This is a genomic window from Thermus caliditerrae, assembly GCF_021462525.1.
Classification (GTDB): domain Bacteria; phylum Deinococcota; class Deinococci; order Deinococcales; family Thermaceae; genus Thermus; species Thermus caliditerrae.
Genome location: NZ_JAKEDT010000002.1, coordinates 15,602 through 32,691, shown reverse-complemented (window position 1 = coordinate 32,691; position 17,090 = coordinate 15,602). Strand labels below are relative to the sequence as shown.

At 67.4% G+C, this 17,090-nt stretch carries 15 protein-coding genes and 1 pseudogene; 8 read left to right on the top strand and 8 right to left on the bottom strand.

Translation table 11 applies throughout. The features are described 5' to 3' along the window. Nucleotides 1-8 precede the first annotated feature (8 nt). The 3 genes from L1088_RS02030 to L1088_RS02020 form a co-directional block, all read right to left on the bottom strand. On the bottom strand, nucleotides 9-419 hold the full coding sequence (locus L1088_RS02030; protein ID WP_135259349.1) for a hypothetical protein: 411 nt from the start codon (nucleotides 417-419) through the stop codon (nucleotides 9-11). Nucleotides 420-706: 287 nt separating this feature from the next. After that, on the bottom strand, nucleotides 707-1,741 hold the full coding sequence (locus tag L1088_RS02025) for an alcohol dehydrogenase family protein (RefSeq protein WP_234553515.1): 1,035 nt from the start codon (nucleotides 1,739-1,741) through the stop codon (nucleotides 707-709). Beyond that, nucleotides 1,738-2,130, bottom strand: a complete 393-nt coding sequence (locus L1088_RS02020; RefSeq protein ID WP_234553514.1) for an SCP2 sterol-binding domain-containing protein — start codon at nucleotides 2,128-2,130, stop codon at nucleotides 1,738-1,740. Before L1088_RS02020 ends, L1088_RS02025 begins: the two co-directional genes overlap by 4 nt. A gap of 135 nt (nucleotides 2,131-2,265) precedes the next feature. Between L1088_RS02020 and L1088_RS02015 the strand changes: the two genes are divergently transcribed. Continuing rightward, on the top strand, nucleotides 2,266-2,694 hold the full coding sequence (locus L1088_RS02015) for a hypothetical protein (protein ID WP_234553513.1): 429 nt from the start codon (nucleotides 2,266-2,268) through the stop codon (nucleotides 2,692-2,694). 98 nt (nucleotides 2,695-2,792) lie between these two features. Here the strand turns inward: L1088_RS02015 and hrpB are convergent. Together hrpB and L1088_RS02005 are read right to left on the bottom strand one after the other, a co-directional pair. Next, nucleotides 2,793-5,015, bottom strand: a pseudogene (hrpB, locus tag L1088_RS02010) (ATP-dependent helicase HrpB); the annotation flags it as partial. A gap of 32 nt (nucleotides 5,016-5,047) precedes the next feature. Beyond that, on the bottom strand, nucleotides 5,048-6,955 hold the full coding sequence (locus L1088_RS02005; protein WP_234553511.1) for a DNA topoisomerase subunit B: 1,908 nt from the start codon (nucleotides 6,953-6,955) through the stop codon (nucleotides 5,048-5,050). A gap of 206 nt (nucleotides 6,956-7,161) precedes the next feature. Between L1088_RS02005 and L1088_RS02000 the strand changes: the two genes are divergently transcribed. After that, the gene (locus L1088_RS02000; protein WP_038043364.1) at nucleotides 7,162-7,548 is read left to right on the top strand and encodes a hypothetical protein; all 387 of its coding nucleotides are present in this window, start codon (nucleotides 7,162-7,164) and stop codon (nucleotides 7,546-7,548) included. On the opposite strand, the gene L1088_RS01995 is transcribed toward L1088_RS02000, so the two are convergent. After that, the gene (locus L1088_RS01995) at nucleotides 7,535-8,749 is read right to left on the bottom strand and encodes an N-6 DNA methylase family protein (protein ID WP_234553510.1); all 1,215 of its coding nucleotides are present in this window, start codon (nucleotides 8,747-8,749) and stop codon (nucleotides 7,535-7,537) included. The two genes, L1088_RS02000 and L1088_RS01995, sit on opposite strands and share 14 nt — an antisense overlap. Beyond that, complete coding sequence (locus L1088_RS01990; RefSeq protein ID WP_234553509.1) at nucleotides 8,750-9,937, bottom strand: glycine C-acetyltransferase; 1,188 nt, start codon at nucleotides 9,935-9,937, stop codon at nucleotides 8,750-8,752. It lies immediately after the preceding gene. A gap of 104 nt (nucleotides 9,938-10,041) precedes the next feature. Between L1088_RS01990 and L1088_RS01985 the strand changes: the two genes are divergently transcribed. Next, the gene (locus L1088_RS01985) at nucleotides 10,042-10,956 is read left to right on the top strand and encodes a DUF4032 domain-containing protein (RefSeq protein ID WP_234553508.1); all 915 of its coding nucleotides are present in this window, start codon (nucleotides 10,042-10,044) and stop codon (nucleotides 10,954-10,956) included. Here L1088_RS01985 and L1088_RS01980 read toward each other — a convergent pair. Further along, nucleotides 10,907-11,656: a transposase gene (locus L1088_RS01980; RefSeq protein ID WP_438948057.1), complete on the bottom strand. Its 750-nt coding sequence runs from the start codon at nucleotides 11,654-11,656 to the stop codon at nucleotides 10,907-10,909. The two genes, L1088_RS01985 and L1088_RS01980, sit on opposite strands and share 50 nt — an antisense overlap. On the opposite strand from L1088_RS01980, the gene L1088_RS01975 reads away from it, so the two are divergent. The 5 genes from L1088_RS01975 to trpE all read left to right on the top strand — a co-directional run bounded on the left by L1088_RS01975 (nucleotide 11,594) and on the right by trpE (nucleotide 17,045). Further along, nucleotides 11,594-12,280 carry a hypothetical protein gene (locus tag L1088_RS01975; RefSeq protein WP_234553506.1) on the top strand — a complete coding sequence of 229 codons (687 nt, stop codon included), beginning with the start codon at nucleotides 11,594-11,596 and terminating at the stop codon, nucleotides 12,278-12,280. The genes L1088_RS01980 and L1088_RS01975 overlap by 63 nt on opposite strands. A 70-nt stretch (nucleotides 12,281-12,350) precedes the next feature. After that, nucleotides 12,351-13,010, top strand: coding sequence for a GntR family transcriptional regulator (locus L1088_RS01970; RefSeq protein ID WP_234553505.1), 660 nt, complete (start codon nucleotides 12,351-12,353; stop codon nucleotides 13,008-13,010). After that, nucleotides 13,007-13,930, top strand: coding sequence for a proline dehydrogenase (locus L1088_RS01965; RefSeq protein WP_135259359.1), 924 nt, complete (start codon nucleotides 13,007-13,009; stop codon nucleotides 13,928-13,930). The genes L1088_RS01970 and L1088_RS01965 overlap by 4 nt, the downstream gene beginning before the upstream one ends. 12 nt (nucleotides 13,931-13,942) lie before the next feature. Next, nucleotides 13,943-15,493 carry an L-glutamate gamma-semialdehyde dehydrogenase gene (gene pruA / locus L1088_RS01960; RefSeq protein WP_135259360.1) on the top strand — a complete coding sequence of 517 codons (1,551 nt, stop codon included), beginning with the start codon at nucleotides 13,943-13,945 and terminating at the stop codon, nucleotides 15,491-15,493. 163 nt (nucleotides 15,494-15,656) lie between these two features. Then, the gene (gene trpE / locus L1088_RS01955) at nucleotides 15,657-17,045 is read left to right on the top strand and encodes an anthranilate synthase component I (RefSeq protein ID WP_234553504.1); all 1,389 of its coding nucleotides are present in this window, start codon (nucleotides 15,657-15,659) and stop codon (nucleotides 17,043-17,045) included. Nucleotides 17,046-17,090 lie beyond the last annotated feature (45 nt).

Sequence of the window (17,090 nt, the reverse complement as noted above, 5' to 3'; positions counted from 1 at the left end):
GCGGGAGCTCAGTGGGCGATCACGTGGATCACGGGCAGGCCGAAGCGTTCCGCCTGGCTGTGCACGTCCAGGCGGAGCCAGCGGGAAAGCCCCGGGGGCAGGGTGGCCAGGACGATGGCCTGGTACTCCCCGGGATGGGCCATGAGCTCCTCCTCCAGGGCCAGGATGGGGGAGACATCCCCGGGTTTGGCTTCCTCTATGGAAATGCCCTGGGCCTCGAGGGCCGCCTTGGCGGCCTCGGCCTCCTCCTTGGCCCGCCTTTGGATCTCGCTTTCCTCGTAGACCCAGCCCGCCGGGGGGACGGCGGGTACCAGAAGGACAAAGCGAGCCTCGGGATCTTGGCTCCGAAGCTCGGCCAGCTTCCTGGCCAACTCGGGGCTTTTGGCCGTGCGATGGGCCACCACCAGATACCGGGCCATGGCCTTTACCTCCTTTGCCTTGCTTCGAGGCTAGCCCCAGCTTTCGGGGAGGGCCGGGAGCGAGGTTACATTGTCCTGGCCTGTGCTCTAATGCTGATTCTTTCCAGGGAAACTTCAAAGGCTCCCCAGACTCCCTGGCCTTGGGGTCATGAGGAAAGGTGACTGGGAGCCTTATGCCCTGCTGGGGACGGGTTTTCCTGCATACCCCTTTACATACCGGCAAACCGTGGTATAATGAGGGAGTCAAAGGAAAAAGGAAGAAGTTGCCCGCGGGTAGCGGTTTTGTTTTACGGCACCAGGGCCACCTTGCTGGCCTGGCGTTCGTGGAAGAGGCGGTAGCCCTCGGGGGCCTCCTCGAGGGGCAGGCGGTGGCTGAAGACGAAGCCTCCCCGGAGCCTTCCTGCCCTCTGCAGGGCCAGCACCTCCCCGATCCAGCGGGGGATGTTGGCCAGGGCGCTCCGGAAGGTGATCCCCCGGCTGAAGGCGGAAAGCCAGGGGTAGTCCAGCCTTTCCGCCGTGGGCACCCCCAGGCTGGACACCACCCCCCCGGGCCCCGCCAGGCGCAGGGCCAGGGCCAGGGCTTCCCCCTCCCCGCCCACCGCCTCCACCACCAGCTCCGCCCCCAGGCCCTCCGTCTCCCGGCGCACCCGGGCCACGGGGTCCTCTGCCTTGGGGTTGATGGGGAGGCTCCCCAGGGCCCTGGCCTTCTCCAGGCGGCTTTCCTCGGGGTCGATGGCGAAGACCTGCCCTGCCCCCAGGGCGTGGGCCACCATCTGGGCCATGAGGCCCACCGGCCCCGAGCCCACCACGGCCACGCTCATCCCCGGGGAGAGGAAGGGCCTTACCCCCCCGTAGGCGGTGGTGAGGATGTCCCCGGCCAGGATGGCCTCCTCCGCGGGTAGGTCCCCGATGGGGAAGAGGCTTTGGCGGGCGAAGGGCACCCGCACCCTTTGCGCCTGGGCCCCCTGCAGGTTCCCGAGGGCGAGGCCGAAGCCAAAGACGCCTCCCCTAAGACAGGCGAAGTACTGGCCCCTGCGGCAGGCGGGGCACTCCCCGCAGGCCACCTGGAAGCTTCCCACCACCCGTTCCCCCACGGCGAAGGGCACCAGGGGGCCTTTCTCCACGATGCGCCCCACGAACTCATGGCCCAAGACGGTGCCCGGCAGGACCCCGGCGATCTTGCCGTGGTAGATGTGCAGATCGGAGCCGCAGATGGCGGCGAGCTCCACCTCTACGATGGCGTCGGTTTCCGCCTCCAGCCGGGGCTCGGGCACCTCCGCCACCGCCACCTGGAAGGGGCCCTGGTACACCACGGCCTTCATGCCACCTCCCGGGCTACCCTAACGAGCTCTTGGGCCGCCTGGGCGTAGGGGGCCAGGGCGGCGATGGAGCCCCGTTTCAGCTCCAGAAACCCCCGCATGAGGGCGGTGAGGGGCTCGAGGCGCCCCTCCAGGACCTCCTGCCAGGTGGCGAGGTCCGCCTCGATCACGAAGTCCGCCTCCACTTCCCCTTCCACCACCTCTACCCCCCGGCAGGCCCCGTGCCAGAGGTCCAGGACCACTGCCACCCCCTGGGGGAGGCCCTGGGAGGGGTCAGGGCGCACCCTCAGGGCCAAGGAGCCCTCCCAGGTGGCGGCCGCCTTCTTGTAGGCCTCGCTGGCGTTGAGCTTCTGGCAGTAAGCCTGGGCCCAGGTTTCGCTAAAAAGCTGCATGGTTTCCTCCTTCACGCCCTTTATACCAAGGTATAAGGCTTCCGCGCGAAGGTCCCTTTGCCGACCAAAGCCAGCACCGCCTGTCCAAGGCTTTTTGGGGGGCGTGCTGTGGTGCAACCCTATTAGGCTAGGGGTGTGGTTTACCTCCTGGACCTCTCGGGGGTCTACTGCCACCCGGTGGAGCCCCTTTTGCTTCGCCTTCTCGCTGAGGCCAGCGGCGAGCCCCTGTTCTACCTTTCCCAGGCCTTCTACGACCTTCTGCCCCGGCTCAAGGCCGAGGGGCCGGGGGTGCTGGAGGCCCTCTTCCCCGGGGCGAGCCGGCTCTACCCCAAGGCCTTCCGCCCCCGGGCCTACCCCTTCCCCGAGCCCTTCCACCTGGTTGCCGACCTCCCGCCCCCCGAGGGCTACCAGGCCTTCTTCCACCCGGAAAAGATGGAGGCCTTGGCCCTGGCCCTGGGCGCTTTGGGGCTTGCCCCGGAGGAGGCCCTCTACCTGGACGACAACCCCCTCCTGGTGGCGAGGGCCCGGGCCCTGGGCTTGCGCGCGGAGGTCTTCCGGCCCTAAGTACCCCATCGTGGCTTGCGCCACGACGGGGGCCCCAAAGAGGCCATGGGCACGCCGCTTTGGCCTTGGCCGATGGGGCAACCTTTGCGTGCGGCTACTTAGGGGCGCTCCGGCCAAGGGTGCTTGGGGTAGCGGCGCATGAGCTCCTGGCGCACCTTGGGGTAGTGCCGCTCCCAGAAGCCCTCGAGGTCCTGGGTCACCTGCACCGGCCGCCCCGCGGGGGAGAGGAGGGCCACCGCCACCGGCACCTTCCCCCCAAGCACCTTGGGGGTTTCCCGCAGGCCGAAGGCCTCCTGGACCCGCAGGGCCAGGAGGGGCGGGGCGTCTGGGCGGTACTCCAGGCGCTTCCGCTTCCCCGAGGGCAGGGAAAGGGCCTCAGGGGCGAGCTCCTCTAAGACCTTCTGGGCTTCGCCCAGGAGGGAGAGGAGGATCTCCTTCCAGGGCAGGGCCGCTAGGTCCTCCTTCCGCCTCACCCCTTCCGTCCAGGGGAGGAGCCAGGAGAGGTCTTCCAGGAGGACTTCCTCGGAAAGCTCCGGCACCGCCACCCCGTGGGCTTTTAGGAAGGCTAGGCGCAGGAGGACCTGCCGGGCCTCCTCGGGGAGGGGAAGCCCCTCCTTCAGGGCCTCCCGCAGGTGGGCCTCCGTGGGAGGGCCTGGGTCCACTGCTACCCGCTCCAGCAGGATGGCCCCGTAGCGCCGCTCCAGGTAGCCCTTTAGCCTCCCCTCCTCCCACCCCGTCCAGGCGGCCACCTCGGCCCGTTCCAGGAGGTCTTCCCGGGCCAGGGGGGCAAAGAGGAGGACGCGGCCCTCCTTGGGGCCCGCCTCCGCCCCCACCGCCACCAGGTAGGGGGGGCCATCCCGGGGGAGGCGGAGGAGGGGCCCCGTGGCCAGGCGGTAGCGCCCGGGGGCCACCCGTTCCGCCGCCCGGTCGGGGTAGGCGGCCAGGAGGAGCCTGCCCACCGCCTCCGGGGCGGGAAGGCTTTTTAGGGGCGCTACCCCCAACCTTCCCCGCCAGAGGGCGGCGACCCGCTCCACCCCCAAAAAGGCTCCCCGCCCCGCCCAACGGGCCTCGAGGAGCCCGGAAAGCTTCTCCAGGAGGTCCGGCTCCCCCTCCAAGGGGTCCCGCTCCTCCAAAAGGGCCAGGAGGTCGGTGGCCAAAGCGAGGAAGCCCAGGCTTTCCGCCTCCAGGACCATGCGGGCCAGGCGGGGGTGGGTGGGCAGGAGGAGCATCCTCCGCCCCAAGGGGGTGAGGCGCTCCCCCGCCACCGCCCCCAGGAGGCTGAGGAGGTTCCAGGCGGCCTCGAGGGCCCCTTGGGGGGGCGGGGTGGGGAGGGGGAGGGCCTCCAGCCTCTCCCCGAAGGCCAGGGAGAGGAGGAGGGCCCGGGAGAGGTCCGCCTCCAGCACCTCGGGCCTTCCTGGGGGAAAGGGGCCCTCGGGGTAGAGGCGGTAGACCCGCCCCGGCCCCGTGCGCCCGGCCCGCCCCGCCCGTTGCCGGGCGGAGGCCTCGGGGATCCTCACCAGGGCCAGGCGGGTGAGGCCGGTTCTGGGGTCAAAGCGGGGCTTCTTGGCGAGCCCGGTGTCCACCACGGCCCGCACGTTAGGCAGGGTGAGGCTCGTTTCCGCCACATCCGTGGCCAGGACGATTTTTCTGGGTCCGGGCCGGAGCAGGGCGGCCTGTTCCTGGAGGGGTAACCCCCCGTGGAGGGGGAAGGCGGGAAGATCCGAGAGAAGCCTTTGGGTGCGCTCTATCTCCCCTTTGCCCGGGAGGAAGACCAGGACATCCCCTTCTCCCTCCAGAAAGGCCTTCTTGGCGTAGCGGGCGGCCAGGGGTTCCAGGGGGCCTTGGGGGGCTTTGGGCAGGTGGAAGATCTCCACCGGGTGGCTTTCTCCCTCCACCTGCAACACCGCCCCGGAAAAGGCCCGCCTCAGGTCCTCGTCCGGGGTGGCGGTGAGGAGGGCAAGCCTCAGGTCGGGCCGCAGGGTCTCCTGCACCCTGAGGAGGAGGGCCAGGGCCAGGTCGGTTTCCAGGTGGCGCTCGTGGGCCTCGTCCAGGAGGACGGCGGAAACCCCCTCGAGGGCAGGGTCTTCCAAGAGGAGCCTCGTGAGGAGGCCCTCGGTCATGACCAGGAGCCGGGTGGCCCCGCTTTCCTTCCCCTCCAGGCGCACCCGGTAGCCCACGGTTTGGCCCAGGGGCTCCCCCAGGTTCTCCGCCAGCCTGGCCGCCACCGCCCGGGCCGCCACCCGCCGGGGCTCAAAGAGGAGCACCTTTCCGGGAAGGGCCTGGAGCACCCTGAGGGGGAAAAGGGTGCTCTTCCCCGCCCCCGNGGGCGGAACACCGGGGGGGGGGGGGTACTTTAGATGTCCAGCTCCGCGTAGCGGGCGTGCTCCTCGATGAACTCCCGCCTGGGGGCCACATCCTGGCCCATGAGCCGTTCGAAGAGCTCGCTGGCCTCGAGGGCGTCCTGGAGCTCCACCCGCTTCAACACCCTTTTCTCCGGGTTCATGGTGGTCTCCCAAAGCTGCTCGGGGTTCATCTCCCCCAGGCCCTTGAAGCGCTGCACCTCGTAGCTTTTGCCTTCCAGCTCCTTCAGGCGGGCGGAAAGCTCCTCGTCGGAGTAGAGGTACTCCACCCGCTTCCCCACCTGCAGGCGGTAGAGGGGAGGCTGGGCGATGTAGACGTAGCCCCTTTCGATAAGGGGGCGCATGTAGCGGTAGAAGAAGGTGAGGAGAAGGGTGCGGATGTGGCTCCCGTCCACGTCGGCATCGGTCATGATGATGATCTTGTGGTAGCGGAGGCCCTCGAGGTCAAAGTGGGCCTCGTCCCCCGTGCCCCCGATCCCCGCCCCGATGGCCGCCACCATGGCCCGCACCTCGGCGTTTTTCAGGGCCTTGGAGAGGCCGGCCTTCTCCACGTTCAGGATCTTGCCCCTAAGGGGCAGGATGGCCTGGAAGCGGCGGTCCCGGCCCTGCTTGGCGCTTCCCCCGGCCGAGTCCCCCTCCACGATGAAAAGCTCCGCTTCCTCGGGGTTTTCCGTCTGGCAGTCGGCGAGCTTGCCGGGAAGGTCGTCGGACTCTAGGGGGTTTTGGCGGCGTACCAGCTCCCGCGCTTTCCTGGCCGCCTCTCGGGCCTGGGCCGCCCGCAGGGCCTTCTCGTAGATGGTCTTGGCGATGCGGGGGTTCTCCTCCAGGATTTCCAGGAACTTCTCGTAGACCACCTGGCTTACGGCGCTTCCCGCCTCGGGGTTTAGGAGCTTCCCCTTGGTCTGCCCCTCAAACTGCGGCTGGGGGAGCTTCACGCTCACCACCGCATAAAGCCCCTCCAGGAGGTCGTCCCCAGTGGGCTGGGGGCCTTTTTCCTTGTTGAGGCCCGCCTTTTTGGCGTACTGGTTCAGGGCGCGGCTGTAGGCGCTCTTGAAGGCGGTGAGGTGGGTGCCCCCGTCCCGGGTGGGGATCATGTTGGCGTAGGTGAGGATCTCGGCGTTGTACCCCTTGGTGTGGATGAGGCCCACCTCCACCTCCACGTCCCCGTCCTGGCCCCGGAGGAGGAAGGGCCGCTCGTAGAGGAGCTCCTCCCCTTCCGCCAGGGCCTTGGCGAAGGAGGCCACGCCCCCTTTGTCCAGGAAGACCTCCTCCCGCCCGTGCTGGAGGTCTTTAAAGAGGAGCTTGAGCCCCGCCACCAGGTAGCTCACCTCCCGCAGGCGGGCCCTGATCTTGCTGGGGTCAAAGGTTTGGTTGCCGAAGATCAGCGGGTCGGGTTTGAAGGTGACCCGGGTGCCGGTCTTGCCCTTGGGAGCGGGCCCCACCACGGAGAGGGGTTCGGTGACCTCGCCCCGGCTGAAGGCGATGCGGTGGTGCTTGCCCTCCCGGAAGACCTCCACCACCGTCCACTCGGAGAGGGCGTTCACCACGCTGGCCCCCACCCCGTGCAGGCCCCCGGAAACCTTGTAGGCCCCGCTCTCAAACTTGCCTCCTGAGTGCAAGGTGGTGTAGATGACCTCCACCGCGGGCTTCCCCTCCTCGGGCATGAGGTCCACGGGGATGCCCCGGCCGTTGTCCTCCACGCTGAGGGAGCCGTCCGCGTGCAGGGTGGTGACGATCTCCGTGGCGTAGCCCGCCAGGGCCTCGTCCACGGCGTTGTCCAGGATCTCCTTGAAGAGGTGGTGGTACCCCTCCACCCCCGTGCCGCCGATGTACATGGCCGGGCGGTGGCGCACCCCTTCCAGCCCCTTGAGCACCTTAATGGCGGATGCGTCGTAGCTCACCCCCTCAGTATAGCACAGGCTGCCGAGGCCCGTTTTTCCCTTGAGAAAGCGGCCTGAGGCTCAGCAAGCTCCCTAGGTTTACAGGAACCAGTATAAGAAATGCCTGCCCCGAAGGGCCCGCAATGCCCTCCAGGCATAGAGGGGCAAGAGGCTCCCATGGCGGCCTGGGCTCCAAGGGGGTGGGGCCTCCCCGGTATCATGCCCTCATGCCGGCGCTGGTCCTCCTGCACGCCCTCTTGGGCTTGGTCCTCCTCCTGGCGGTGCCCGCCTTGGCCCTTTGGGGCCTCCTGGGCCTCCTCCGCCCCCTCCCTCCCCGCTTCTACGCCCTGTTGCGGGGGGCGGCCTGGGTGGCCATCCTCCAGGTGGCCCTGGGCTTTCTCCTCTTTTTCCTGGGGCTCAGGCCCAAGGACGGCCTCCACCTCCTCTACGGCCTCCTCCTGGCGGCAGGGCTCCACTACCTGGGGGGCCTCGAGCCCGGGGGCTGGTTCCACCGGGGGCTGAAAGACCCCCCCAAGCGCCCCGAGGTCTTCGTGGCCCTGGGCCTCCTCTTCGCCGTGGGGCTGGTGCTCCGCGCCTACTTCACCGGGCGCTGACGAGGTCCTTGGGCAGGGGCAGGCGCTCCAGCATGGGCCGGGTGAGGTGGGGCACCACCTCCCGGTAGAGGCCCCGGTAGTAGGCTTGGATCTCGGGCCCGTTCAGGTAGGCCACCAGGGTCTCGAGGTCCAGGCGCACCCCTTCCTTGGGGAGGAGGTGGAACTCCTCCCGCCAAGGGTAAGCCCGCCCGTCCCAGGCGGCCACCACCCGGTAGTGGCGGGTGTGGCCCACCACCAGGTGGGGGGTGGCGTAGAAGGGCTTGAGGAGGCCTGCGGCCTCCTTGGGAAAGTAGAGGCCGGAATGAGGGGTTTCGTAGTCCACCTCCCCCGGCAGGAGGTTCCTCCCGGTGAGGACGGGCACCAGGCCGGGGCCTGGCCGGGTTTGGGTCAGGGGGTGGGCCTTGACCTCCGGGCTCCTGGCGGCGAAGCGGATGCGGAAGACCTCCCCCAAGGGGAGGCCTTCCCCCTCCAGGGCCAGGGCCTCCCGGTGGGGAAAGCGCACCATTTCCCCCTGCCAGGCGGGTTCTTCCAGGAGGAGAAGGGGGGGATGGCCCTGCCCCAGGGCTTCCGCGTCGTAGAGGCGAAGCCCCTTTCCTCCTTTGCGGAAGCGCAGGACCGCGGCCCGCACCTTGAGCCCGGGAAAGGCCCGGCCCAGGTAGAAGACCTCCAAAGCCCCTTCCCGGGCCAGAAAGGCCCGGAGCCTTTGGAACTCCTCCAGGACCATCCAGCCCCCGGGGACCACGTAGACCAGGAGCCCGCCGGGCTTGAGGAGGCGCACCCCCTTCTCCAGGAAGGCCCCGTAGAGGTTGTACCGCCCCCACCAGGTGGCGAAGCGCTCCCGGTAAGCCTGGCGGAGTTCAGGAAGTAGCCTCGCCCCCGCCCCCAGGGCCCCGTAGGGGGGGTTGCCCAAAATGAGGTCGAAGGCTTCCCCCGGCTCCCAAAGGAGGAAGTCCGCCCGCACCCCCTCGGCCCAGGGGGGGAGGTCCAGGGCCAGAGGGTCCACCTCCACCCCCAGGAAGCGGTAGCCGGTGCCGTGGGCCTCGCGGAAGGCCCGGAGGAAGGGCCCTTCCCCGCAGGCGGGCTCCAGCACCCGCCCCCCTTTGGGGGCCTCGGCCAGGCCCACCATAAAGTCCACCAGGGCCTTGGGGGTGGGCACCTGGCCCAGGCTCCGGTGGGAGGCGGCAAGGGGAGGGCCAGCCATCTAGCGGATGACGCCGAGCTTCCTGCCCACCTTCTGGTAGGCCTCGAGGGCCCGGTCCAGCATCTCCTCCGTGTGGGCGGCGGTGACGATGTTGCGGATCCTGGCTTTGCCCCGGGGCACCGTGGGGAAGCCGATGCCCACGGCGAAGACCCCCTCTTCCAGGAGGAGGCGGCTGGCCTCAAAGGCCAAGGGGGCTTCCCCGAAGAGTACCGGGGTGATGGGGGTCTGGCTCCCCAGGGTGTCGTAGCCCATCCGGGCAAGCTCCTGCTTGAAGTAGCGGGTGTTGGCCCAAAGGCGCTCCACCCGCTCGGGTTCCTTCTGGATGAGCTCCAGGGCCCCTAGGAGGGCCCCCACCACCGCCGGGGGATGGCTGGTGGAGAAGAGGAAGGGCCTCGCCTTGTTGACGAGGAGGTCCTTGAGCTCTAGGGCCCCGGCGGCGTACCCCCCCACCACCGCCCAGGCCTTGGAGAGGGTGGCCACCTGGATGACGTCGGGGTCGGCGTGGAAGCCAAAGTGGTGCACCGTGCCCTTGCCCATCTCCCCCAAGACCCCGCTCCCGTGGGCGTCGTCCACGTAGACCACCGCCCCGTAGCGCTTGGCCAGGGGCACGATCCGGTCCAGGGGGGCGATGTCCCCGTCCATGGAGAAGACCCCGTCGGTGACGATGAGCTTGAGGCCCTCGGTGTCGTGGGCCTTCAGGAGCTCTTCCAGGTGGTCCACATCCGCGTGGCGGTAGACCAGGCGGGTGGCCTTGGTGAGGCGGAGGCCGTCGATGATGCTGGCGTGGTTGAGCTCGTCGGAGAAGACCAGGTCCCCCTCCTGGAGGAGGGCCCCCAGCACCCCCTGGTTGGCGGTGAAACCCGACTGCAGGACCAGGGCGCTTTCCGTGCCCTTGAAGCGGGCTAAGGCCTCCTCCAGCTCCAGGTGGTAGGTGAAGGTGCCGGCGATGGTGCGCACCGCCCCGCTTCCTGCCCCCCAGCGCTCCAGGTACTGGCGGGCCTTCTCCTTCAGGTAGGGGTGGTTGGCGAAGCCCAGGTAGTTGTTGGAGGCGAGGTTCACCACTTCCCGTCCCTCCACCCGGGTCACGGGTTCCTGGGGAGCTTCGAGGACCTTGGGGCGGATGTAAAGCCCCTCCCGCTTCAGCCGTTCCAGCTCGCTCTGCACGCGGGCGCGCAAGGACACGCTCATGGACCTATCTAAACCCCGGCAGGCCCTCCCTGTCCAGGTGGGGGGCCTCACACTCCCCTGACCGGAGGGTGCTACCTTGGGGCTGGGGAGGTGGTAGTGCTTCCATGAGAGGGGCGTGGCAGGTGGAAACCGAGGCCGAGCGGCTGGAGCTCCAGGTGAGGATCCGCCAGCTCCTCCACCGCCTCAAGGGGGAGCCGGACGGGCTCTTGCCCTTCCACCAAGCCTTGGCCCTCAGGCCTAAAGGGGAGCACCACCTGGGCCTCCAGACCATCGAGGTGGAGAAGGTGGTGGGCTCGGTGGACCGCTACGAGGACTTCGACCGCCACTTCCTGCCCAAGACCCCCCACACCCTGGAGCGCTGGAAGCGCCTGCGGGCGCTGGAGCTTACGGGGATGGAGTTCCCCCCCATCGAGGTCTACCAGGTGGGCGAAGCCTATTTCGTCAAGGACGGAAACCACCGGGTGGCCCTGGCCAAGGCCACGGGGCAGAGGTTTATCGACGCCTACGTCATCGCCCTGGAGGTGCCCGTGCCCGTGGCCCCCGGGGACACCCCCAAGGACCTCATCCTGAAGGCGGAGTACGCCCACTTCTTGGAGCAAACCCGGCTCAAAGAGCTGGTGCCGGAGGCGGAGGCGATCCGCTTCACCGCCTTGGGCCGCTACGACCTCCTCCTGGGCCACATCGCCACCCGGCGCTACTTCAAGGGTTTGGAGGAGGGGCGGGAGATCCCCTGGGAGGAGGCGGTGGTGGACTGGTACGGCAACCTTTACCGGCCCACGGTGGAGGCCATCCGCCGCCTGGGGCTTCTCAGGGACTTCCCCGGCCGCACCGAGGCCGACCTTTACCTCTGGGTGATGGACCACCGCTACTTCCTGGCCCAGGAGCTGGGGATGGACCTGGGCCCTGAGGAAGCCGTTCGCTCTTACGAGGTGCGGTTTGGGCTGTGGCGAAAGCGGTTTGGGGGATGGCTTAAAAAAGCCCTTCGTTTGCTACCTCAAAGTTCCACCCCGCCATCTTGAGCAGAACCCGACTCCGGACGAGGTTGTGGGCTAAGAGAATGAGGTTCACCCTCGCCACCAGCCCCCAGTAGGACCGCGCCTCCATCCGGTGAAGCCCAAAAGATCGCACCATCACGCCCAAACGCGTCTCTATCCAGTTCCTCACCCTCCCCATCCATCCCCGCCAACCCGTCTCCACCACCTGCCCTCCCCGCAGGCGATAGGGCGGGGTAAGGACTCCTTCAACCCAGCGAGCCAGGCCCGAAGGGCCTAGCTTGCCTCCCCGGTCCCCTAGAACATGCTCCAAGCCCTCCAGGAGTTCCCTGGCCCAGGTCTCCCGGGCATTCCCGGGCAAAAGGGCCCAGCGGTGAAACAGCCCCCGGTCGTTGATGACCCCCACCGGGGCGTAGACCGCAAGGCTCCCCAGAGCCCCCACGCCCATCCCCGAGCCAGTTAGGGCATAGCTCCGGATGCAGTGGCCGTGGGCCAGGGGGAGGGCCAGGCGGGCCGGGGGGGATTGGGAGAGGAGGTACCCTTTGCTGGGGTCCAGGCCCAGGAATGTCAGGAAGAGGGCGATAGTCAAAAGCTCGGGGAGGATGGCCTTTTGGTGCTTCTGGGGTTTGAGGAGTCGCACCTTTTGCGATTGTAGGGTTTTGAGTTGGTCATCTACCCAGATAATGACGGCGACAAGGGAGGTTTCTCCGTCAAAATGGCGGATCAGCTGTCAGGCTATGTTCTGAGCGGGCTTGCGGTTGCGGCGCGTGGTAGCTCCTTTTGGTGTTCGCAGGGGAAAAAAATAGTATCACAAGCTTCTAGCAAAAAGGCAAGTGCATTTGCACGCAAATTTGCAGAAACTGCCTCTAGAGTGTTCTCGGGGTTCAAACCCCAAGGGAGGAAACACATGAGGCTGACAAAGATACTGTTCTTTGTGCTGACCCTTGCCTTTGGTTTTGGCTTTGCGGAAGAAGGGGCTCGGGCTCCCAAGTTTCAGGTGGGTCTTGACTCGGTTACATTTGGTTGGCCCTCTGTGGATGCCAAAGGTGGCATAGTGAATTCTTTTGGTATTAACCTTGGATTGGGGGTGGCTTATAGGAGCTACTTTGAGCCCCTGTACGCGGAAAAGGGCTCTTTGTATTGGGAGGCGGGCACGGTGTTGCTCTTGAACCCCTATCTTGGCATTGGTTATGACTATCGTTTTAACGAACAATTTTTCGTCGGAGGAGGTGTAAACATATTCCCCCTTAACCTGCTGCTCGGTGGGATTTTAGGAGGTAGCGTGGGGGCAACGGCATCTGTTCTTTGGTCTGTTTTCCCCACCATACATCTCGGCGTGTACCTTTACTAGACTACTAGTACTAACCCAGTTTAGGCAGGCTCTTGCCTGCCTAAACTGTTTTGACTATCCTGTATACAGGATGCAAGCCTTGGGCTTCCGCCGACCCAACCAGGTGCGCGAGGCCGTCTACCGGCACCTGAAAGACCTCCTCCTCTCCGGCCGTTTTGCCCCCGGGGAGCGGCTCTCCGAGCCCCTTCTGGCCCAGGAGCTGGGGGTGTCCCGCACCCCGGTGCGGGAGGCCCTCATGCGCCTGGCCGAGGAGGGCTTGGTGGAGCTCGTGCCCGGGAAAGGGGCCCGGGTGCGGGCTTTTAGCCCAGAGGAGGTGGAGGAGGTCTACGGGGTGCGGGCCCTTCTAGAGGGGGAGGCGGCGCGGGAAGCCGCCCTGAGGGCCACCCCTTGGGAGCTGGCGGAGCTGGAGGCGCGCCTCAAGGCCATCGACGAGGCCCCTAGGGAGGACTACCCGGAGCAGATGCGCCGGGACCTGGAGTTCCACCGGGCCCTGGTGCGGCTTTCCGGGAACAAGACCCTTTACCGCCTTTACGAGGATCTGCTTTCCAGCCTGGCCCTGGTGCGGAGCGCCCTGCCCAACCTCTCCCAGGAGGAGACCACCCGCAAGGAACACTGGGCCATCCTCGAGGCCCTGAAAAGGCGCGACCCGGAAGGGGCCAAGCGGGCGGTGGAGGCCCACGTGGGGCGCTTCCGCGACCTGGTGGTGGGCAGGCTGAAAGGAGGGGTATGAACCTGGACATGGTATATCGGCAGGCGGTGCTTTCCGTGGCGGGAAACCCCAAGGTGGAGGCCCTCATCAAGGGCAGGGCCAGGAGCCTGGTGCGCCGCTACGTGGCGGGGGAGAGCCTGAAGGAGGCCCTCCAGGCGGCGGAGCGGCTGGAGGCCGAGGGGGTGCACGCCATCTTGGACCTCCTGGGGGAGATGGTCCATAGCGAGGAGGAGGCCCGGGGCTTCCAGGCGGGCATCCTGGAGCTGGTCCGCAAAATATCCGAGCGCCCCTGGCCCAAGTACGTTTCCTTGAAGCTCACCCAGCTGGGTTTGGATCTCTCCGAGACCTTGGCCCTGGAGCTCATGCGGGGCATCCTCCGCGAGGCCGAGCCCAGGGGGGTCTTCGTGCGCCTGGACATGGAGGATTCCCCCAGGGTGGACGCCACCTTGCGCCTCTACAAGGCCTTGCGGGAAGAAGGGTTTACCGGGGTGGGGGTGGTCTTGCAAAGCTACCTCTACCGCACGGAAAAAGACCTCCTGGACCTTCTCCCCTACCGGCCCAACCTCCGCCTGGTGAAAGGCGCTTACCGGGAGCCCAAGGAGGTGGCCTTCCAGGACAAGCGCCTCATCGACGCCGAGTTTTTGCACTTGGGGAAGCTGGCGCTCAAGGAGGGGCTTTACGTGGCCTTCGCCACCCACGACCCCCGCCTCATCGCCGAGGTGAAGCGCTACACCCAGGCCATGGGCGTGCCCAAGGACCGCTTTGAGTTCCAGCTCCTCTTTGGGGTGCGCCCGGAGGAGCAAAGGCGCCTGGCCCAGGAGGGCTATACCGTGCGGGCCTACGTGCCCTACGGCAAGGACTGGTACCCCTATCTGAGTCGGCGCATCGCCGAGCGGCCCGAGAACCTCTTTTTGGTGCTGAGAAGCCTCTTGGGAGGCTAGAAGGAGGAAGCCATGACCGTGGAGCCTTTCCGCAACCAGCCCATCGAGACCTTCGGGACGGAGGAAGCCCGGCGGGAGATGAGGGAGGCCCTGAAGCGGGTCAGGGCCGAGTTTGGCCGCCACTGGGGTCTTTACCTGGACGGGGCCTGGGTGGACACGGGGGAGAGGATCCTCTCCCTCAACCCCTCGGCCCCCAGCGAGGTGGTGGGGAGCACCGCCAAGGCCACTCGGGCCGAGGCGGAGGCCGCCCTCGAGGCCGCCTGGCGGGCCTTTAGGACCTGGAAGGACTGGCCCCAGGAGGACCGAAGCCGCCTCCTCTTGAAGGCTGCCGCCCTCATGAAGAGGAGAAGGCGGGAGCTGGAGGCCACCCTGGTCTACGAGATCGGGAAGAACTGGACCGAGGCCAGCGCCGAGGTGGCCGAGGCCATCGACTTCCTGGAGTACTACGCCCGCCAGGCCCTCAAGTACAAGTACCCCTCGGTGGAGGTGGTGCCCTTCCCGGGGGAGGACAACGAGAGCTTCTACATCCCCTTGGGGGCCGGGGTGGTCATCGCCCCCTGGAACTTCCCCATCGCCATCTTCACCGGGATGATCGCCGGGCCGGTGGCCGTGGGGAACACCGTGGTGGCCAAGCCTGCGGAGGACACGGTGGTCATCGCCGCCAAGGTCTTTGAGATCTTCCACGAGGCGGGCTTCCCCCCGGGGGTGGTGAACTTCCTGCCCGGGGAGGGGCGGGAGGTGGGGGCCTATTTGGTGGAGCACCCCCAGACCCGCTTCATCAACTTCACGGGGAGCCTCGAGGTGGGGCTTTGGATCCACCAGGCGGCCGCCCGGCTGGCCCCCGGCCAGAAGTGGATCAAGCGGGTCTTCCTGGAGCTTGGGGGCAAGGACGCCATCATTGTGGATGAGACCGCCGATTTGGACGCCGCCACCGAGGGCATCCTCATCTCCGCCTATGGCTTCCAGGGGCAGAAGTGCTCGGCGGCGAGTCGCCTCATCGTCACGGAAAAGGCCTTTGAGCCCCTGATGGAGCGCCTTCTGGAGCGGGCTCGCAAGCTGGTGGTGGGCCCTGCGGAGGAGAACCCCGACCTGGGCCCTGTGGCCAGCAAGGCCCAGGAGGAGAAGATCCTCTCCTACATCGAGATCGGCAAAGGGGAAGGCCAGCTGGTTCTTGGGGGAAAGCGCCTGGAAGGGGAGGGCTACTTCATCGCCCCCACCGTGTTCACCGAGGTGCCTCCCACCGCCAAGATCGCCCAGGAGGAGATCTTTGGCCCGGTGCTCTCCGTGATCCGGGTGAGGGATTTTGGCGAGGCCCTCGAGGTGGCCAACAACACCGTCTACGGCCTCACCGGGGGGGTCTACTCCCGCAAGCGGGAGCACCTGGAACGGGCCCGGCGGGAGTTCCACGTGGGGAACCTCTACTTCAACCGCAAGATCACCGGGGCCCTGGTGGGGGTCCAGCCCTTCGGCGGCTTCAACCTCTCCGGCACCGACACCAAGGCCGGGGGGCCCGACTACCTCCTCCACTTCCTGCAGATGAAGACCGTGGCGGAGCGCTTCTAGGGGCCCCAACGAGGCTGGCCCAAGCCCCCTAGACCCCTGGGGGGCTTTGGGCTATCCTGAATTCATGACCCTGTTCTCTGCCCGCTGGTGGCCCGGCTAGGCCCCGGGGCGGAGGCGGTCGTTCCCCCGGGGTGCACCCCGGGGGCTTCTTTTAGGAGGTGGGATGGAGACCATCAGGCCCTTTCGCAAGACCCTGCTTGCCGACCTGGAAACCCCGGTGACCGCCTACCTGAAGCTTGCGGAGAAGGCCCCCGTGAGCTTCCTCCTGGAGTCGGTGGAGCGGGGAAGGCAGAGCCGCTTCTCCATCGTGGGGGTGGGGGCCAGGCGCACCTTCCGGCTCAAGGACGGGATTTTCACCATAAACGGGGCAAGGGTGGAAACCCAGGACCCCCTGCGCACCCTTTATGAGGCGGTCCACGCTCCCCTGGAGCGCCCCTCCGACCTCCCCCCCTTCTTCGGGGGGGTGGTGGGCTACGCCGCCTACGACCTCATCCGCCACTACGAGCGCTTGCCCGCCCTCAAGCCTGACGACCTGGGCCTCCCCGACCTCCTCTTCGTGGAGCCTGAGGTGGTGCTGGTCTTTGACCACCTGAAAAGCCTCCTGCACCTGGTGGCCCCAGGAACCGACCCCGAGGAGGCCGAGGCCCGGCTCCTTTGGGCGGAGAGGAAGCTGAAAGGCCCGCTTCCTGGCGTTCCCGGGGAGCGCTCCGGGGGGAGGGCCCATTTTGCGCCCGACATGAGCCGGGAGGCCTACCTCAAGGCGGTGGAAAGGGCCCTGGCCTACATCCGCGCCGGGGACATCTTCCAGGTGGTGCTCTCCTTGAGGCTTTCCTCCCCCCTCACCGTCCACCCCTTTGCCCTCTACCGCGCCTTAAGGAGCGTGAACCCTAGCCCCTACATGGGCTATTTGGACCTGGGGGAGGTGGTCTTGGTTTCCGCCAGCCCGGAAAGCCTCCTGCGTTCGGACGGGAAGAAGGTGGTCACCCGGCCCATCGCCGGCACAAGGCCCCGGGGGAAGGACGAGGAGGAGGACAAGAGGCTTGCCGAGGAGCTTCTAAAGGACGAAAAGGAGCGGGCCGAGCACGTGATGCTTCTGGACCTCTCCCGCAACGACATCGGCCGGGTTTCGGCCTTCGGGACGGTGCGGGTCCTCGAGCCCTTGCACGTGGAGTACTACTCCCACGTGATGCACCTGGTGTCCACGGTGGAAGGGGTTTTGGCGGAGGGGAAGACCCCCCTGGACGCCCTGGCCAGCGTGCTTCCCATGGGCACGGTCTCGGGGGCCCCCAAGATCCGGGCCATGGAGATCATCGAGGAACTGGAGCCCCACCGCCGGGGGCCCTACGGGGGAAGCTTTGGGTATCTGGCCTATGACGGGGCTATGGACGTGGCCCTCACCCTGCGCACCTTTGTGATCGCCAACGGCTGGATGCACGTGCAGGCGGGGGCGGGCATCGTGGCGGACTCGGTGCCGGAAAGGGAGTACGAGGAGTGCTGGAACAAGGCGAAGGCCCTTCTGAAGGCGGTGGAGATGGCGGAGGAAGGACTATGACCACCCCACCCTGGCTGGCGCCAGGGCGGGGGCCCCGGAAAGGGA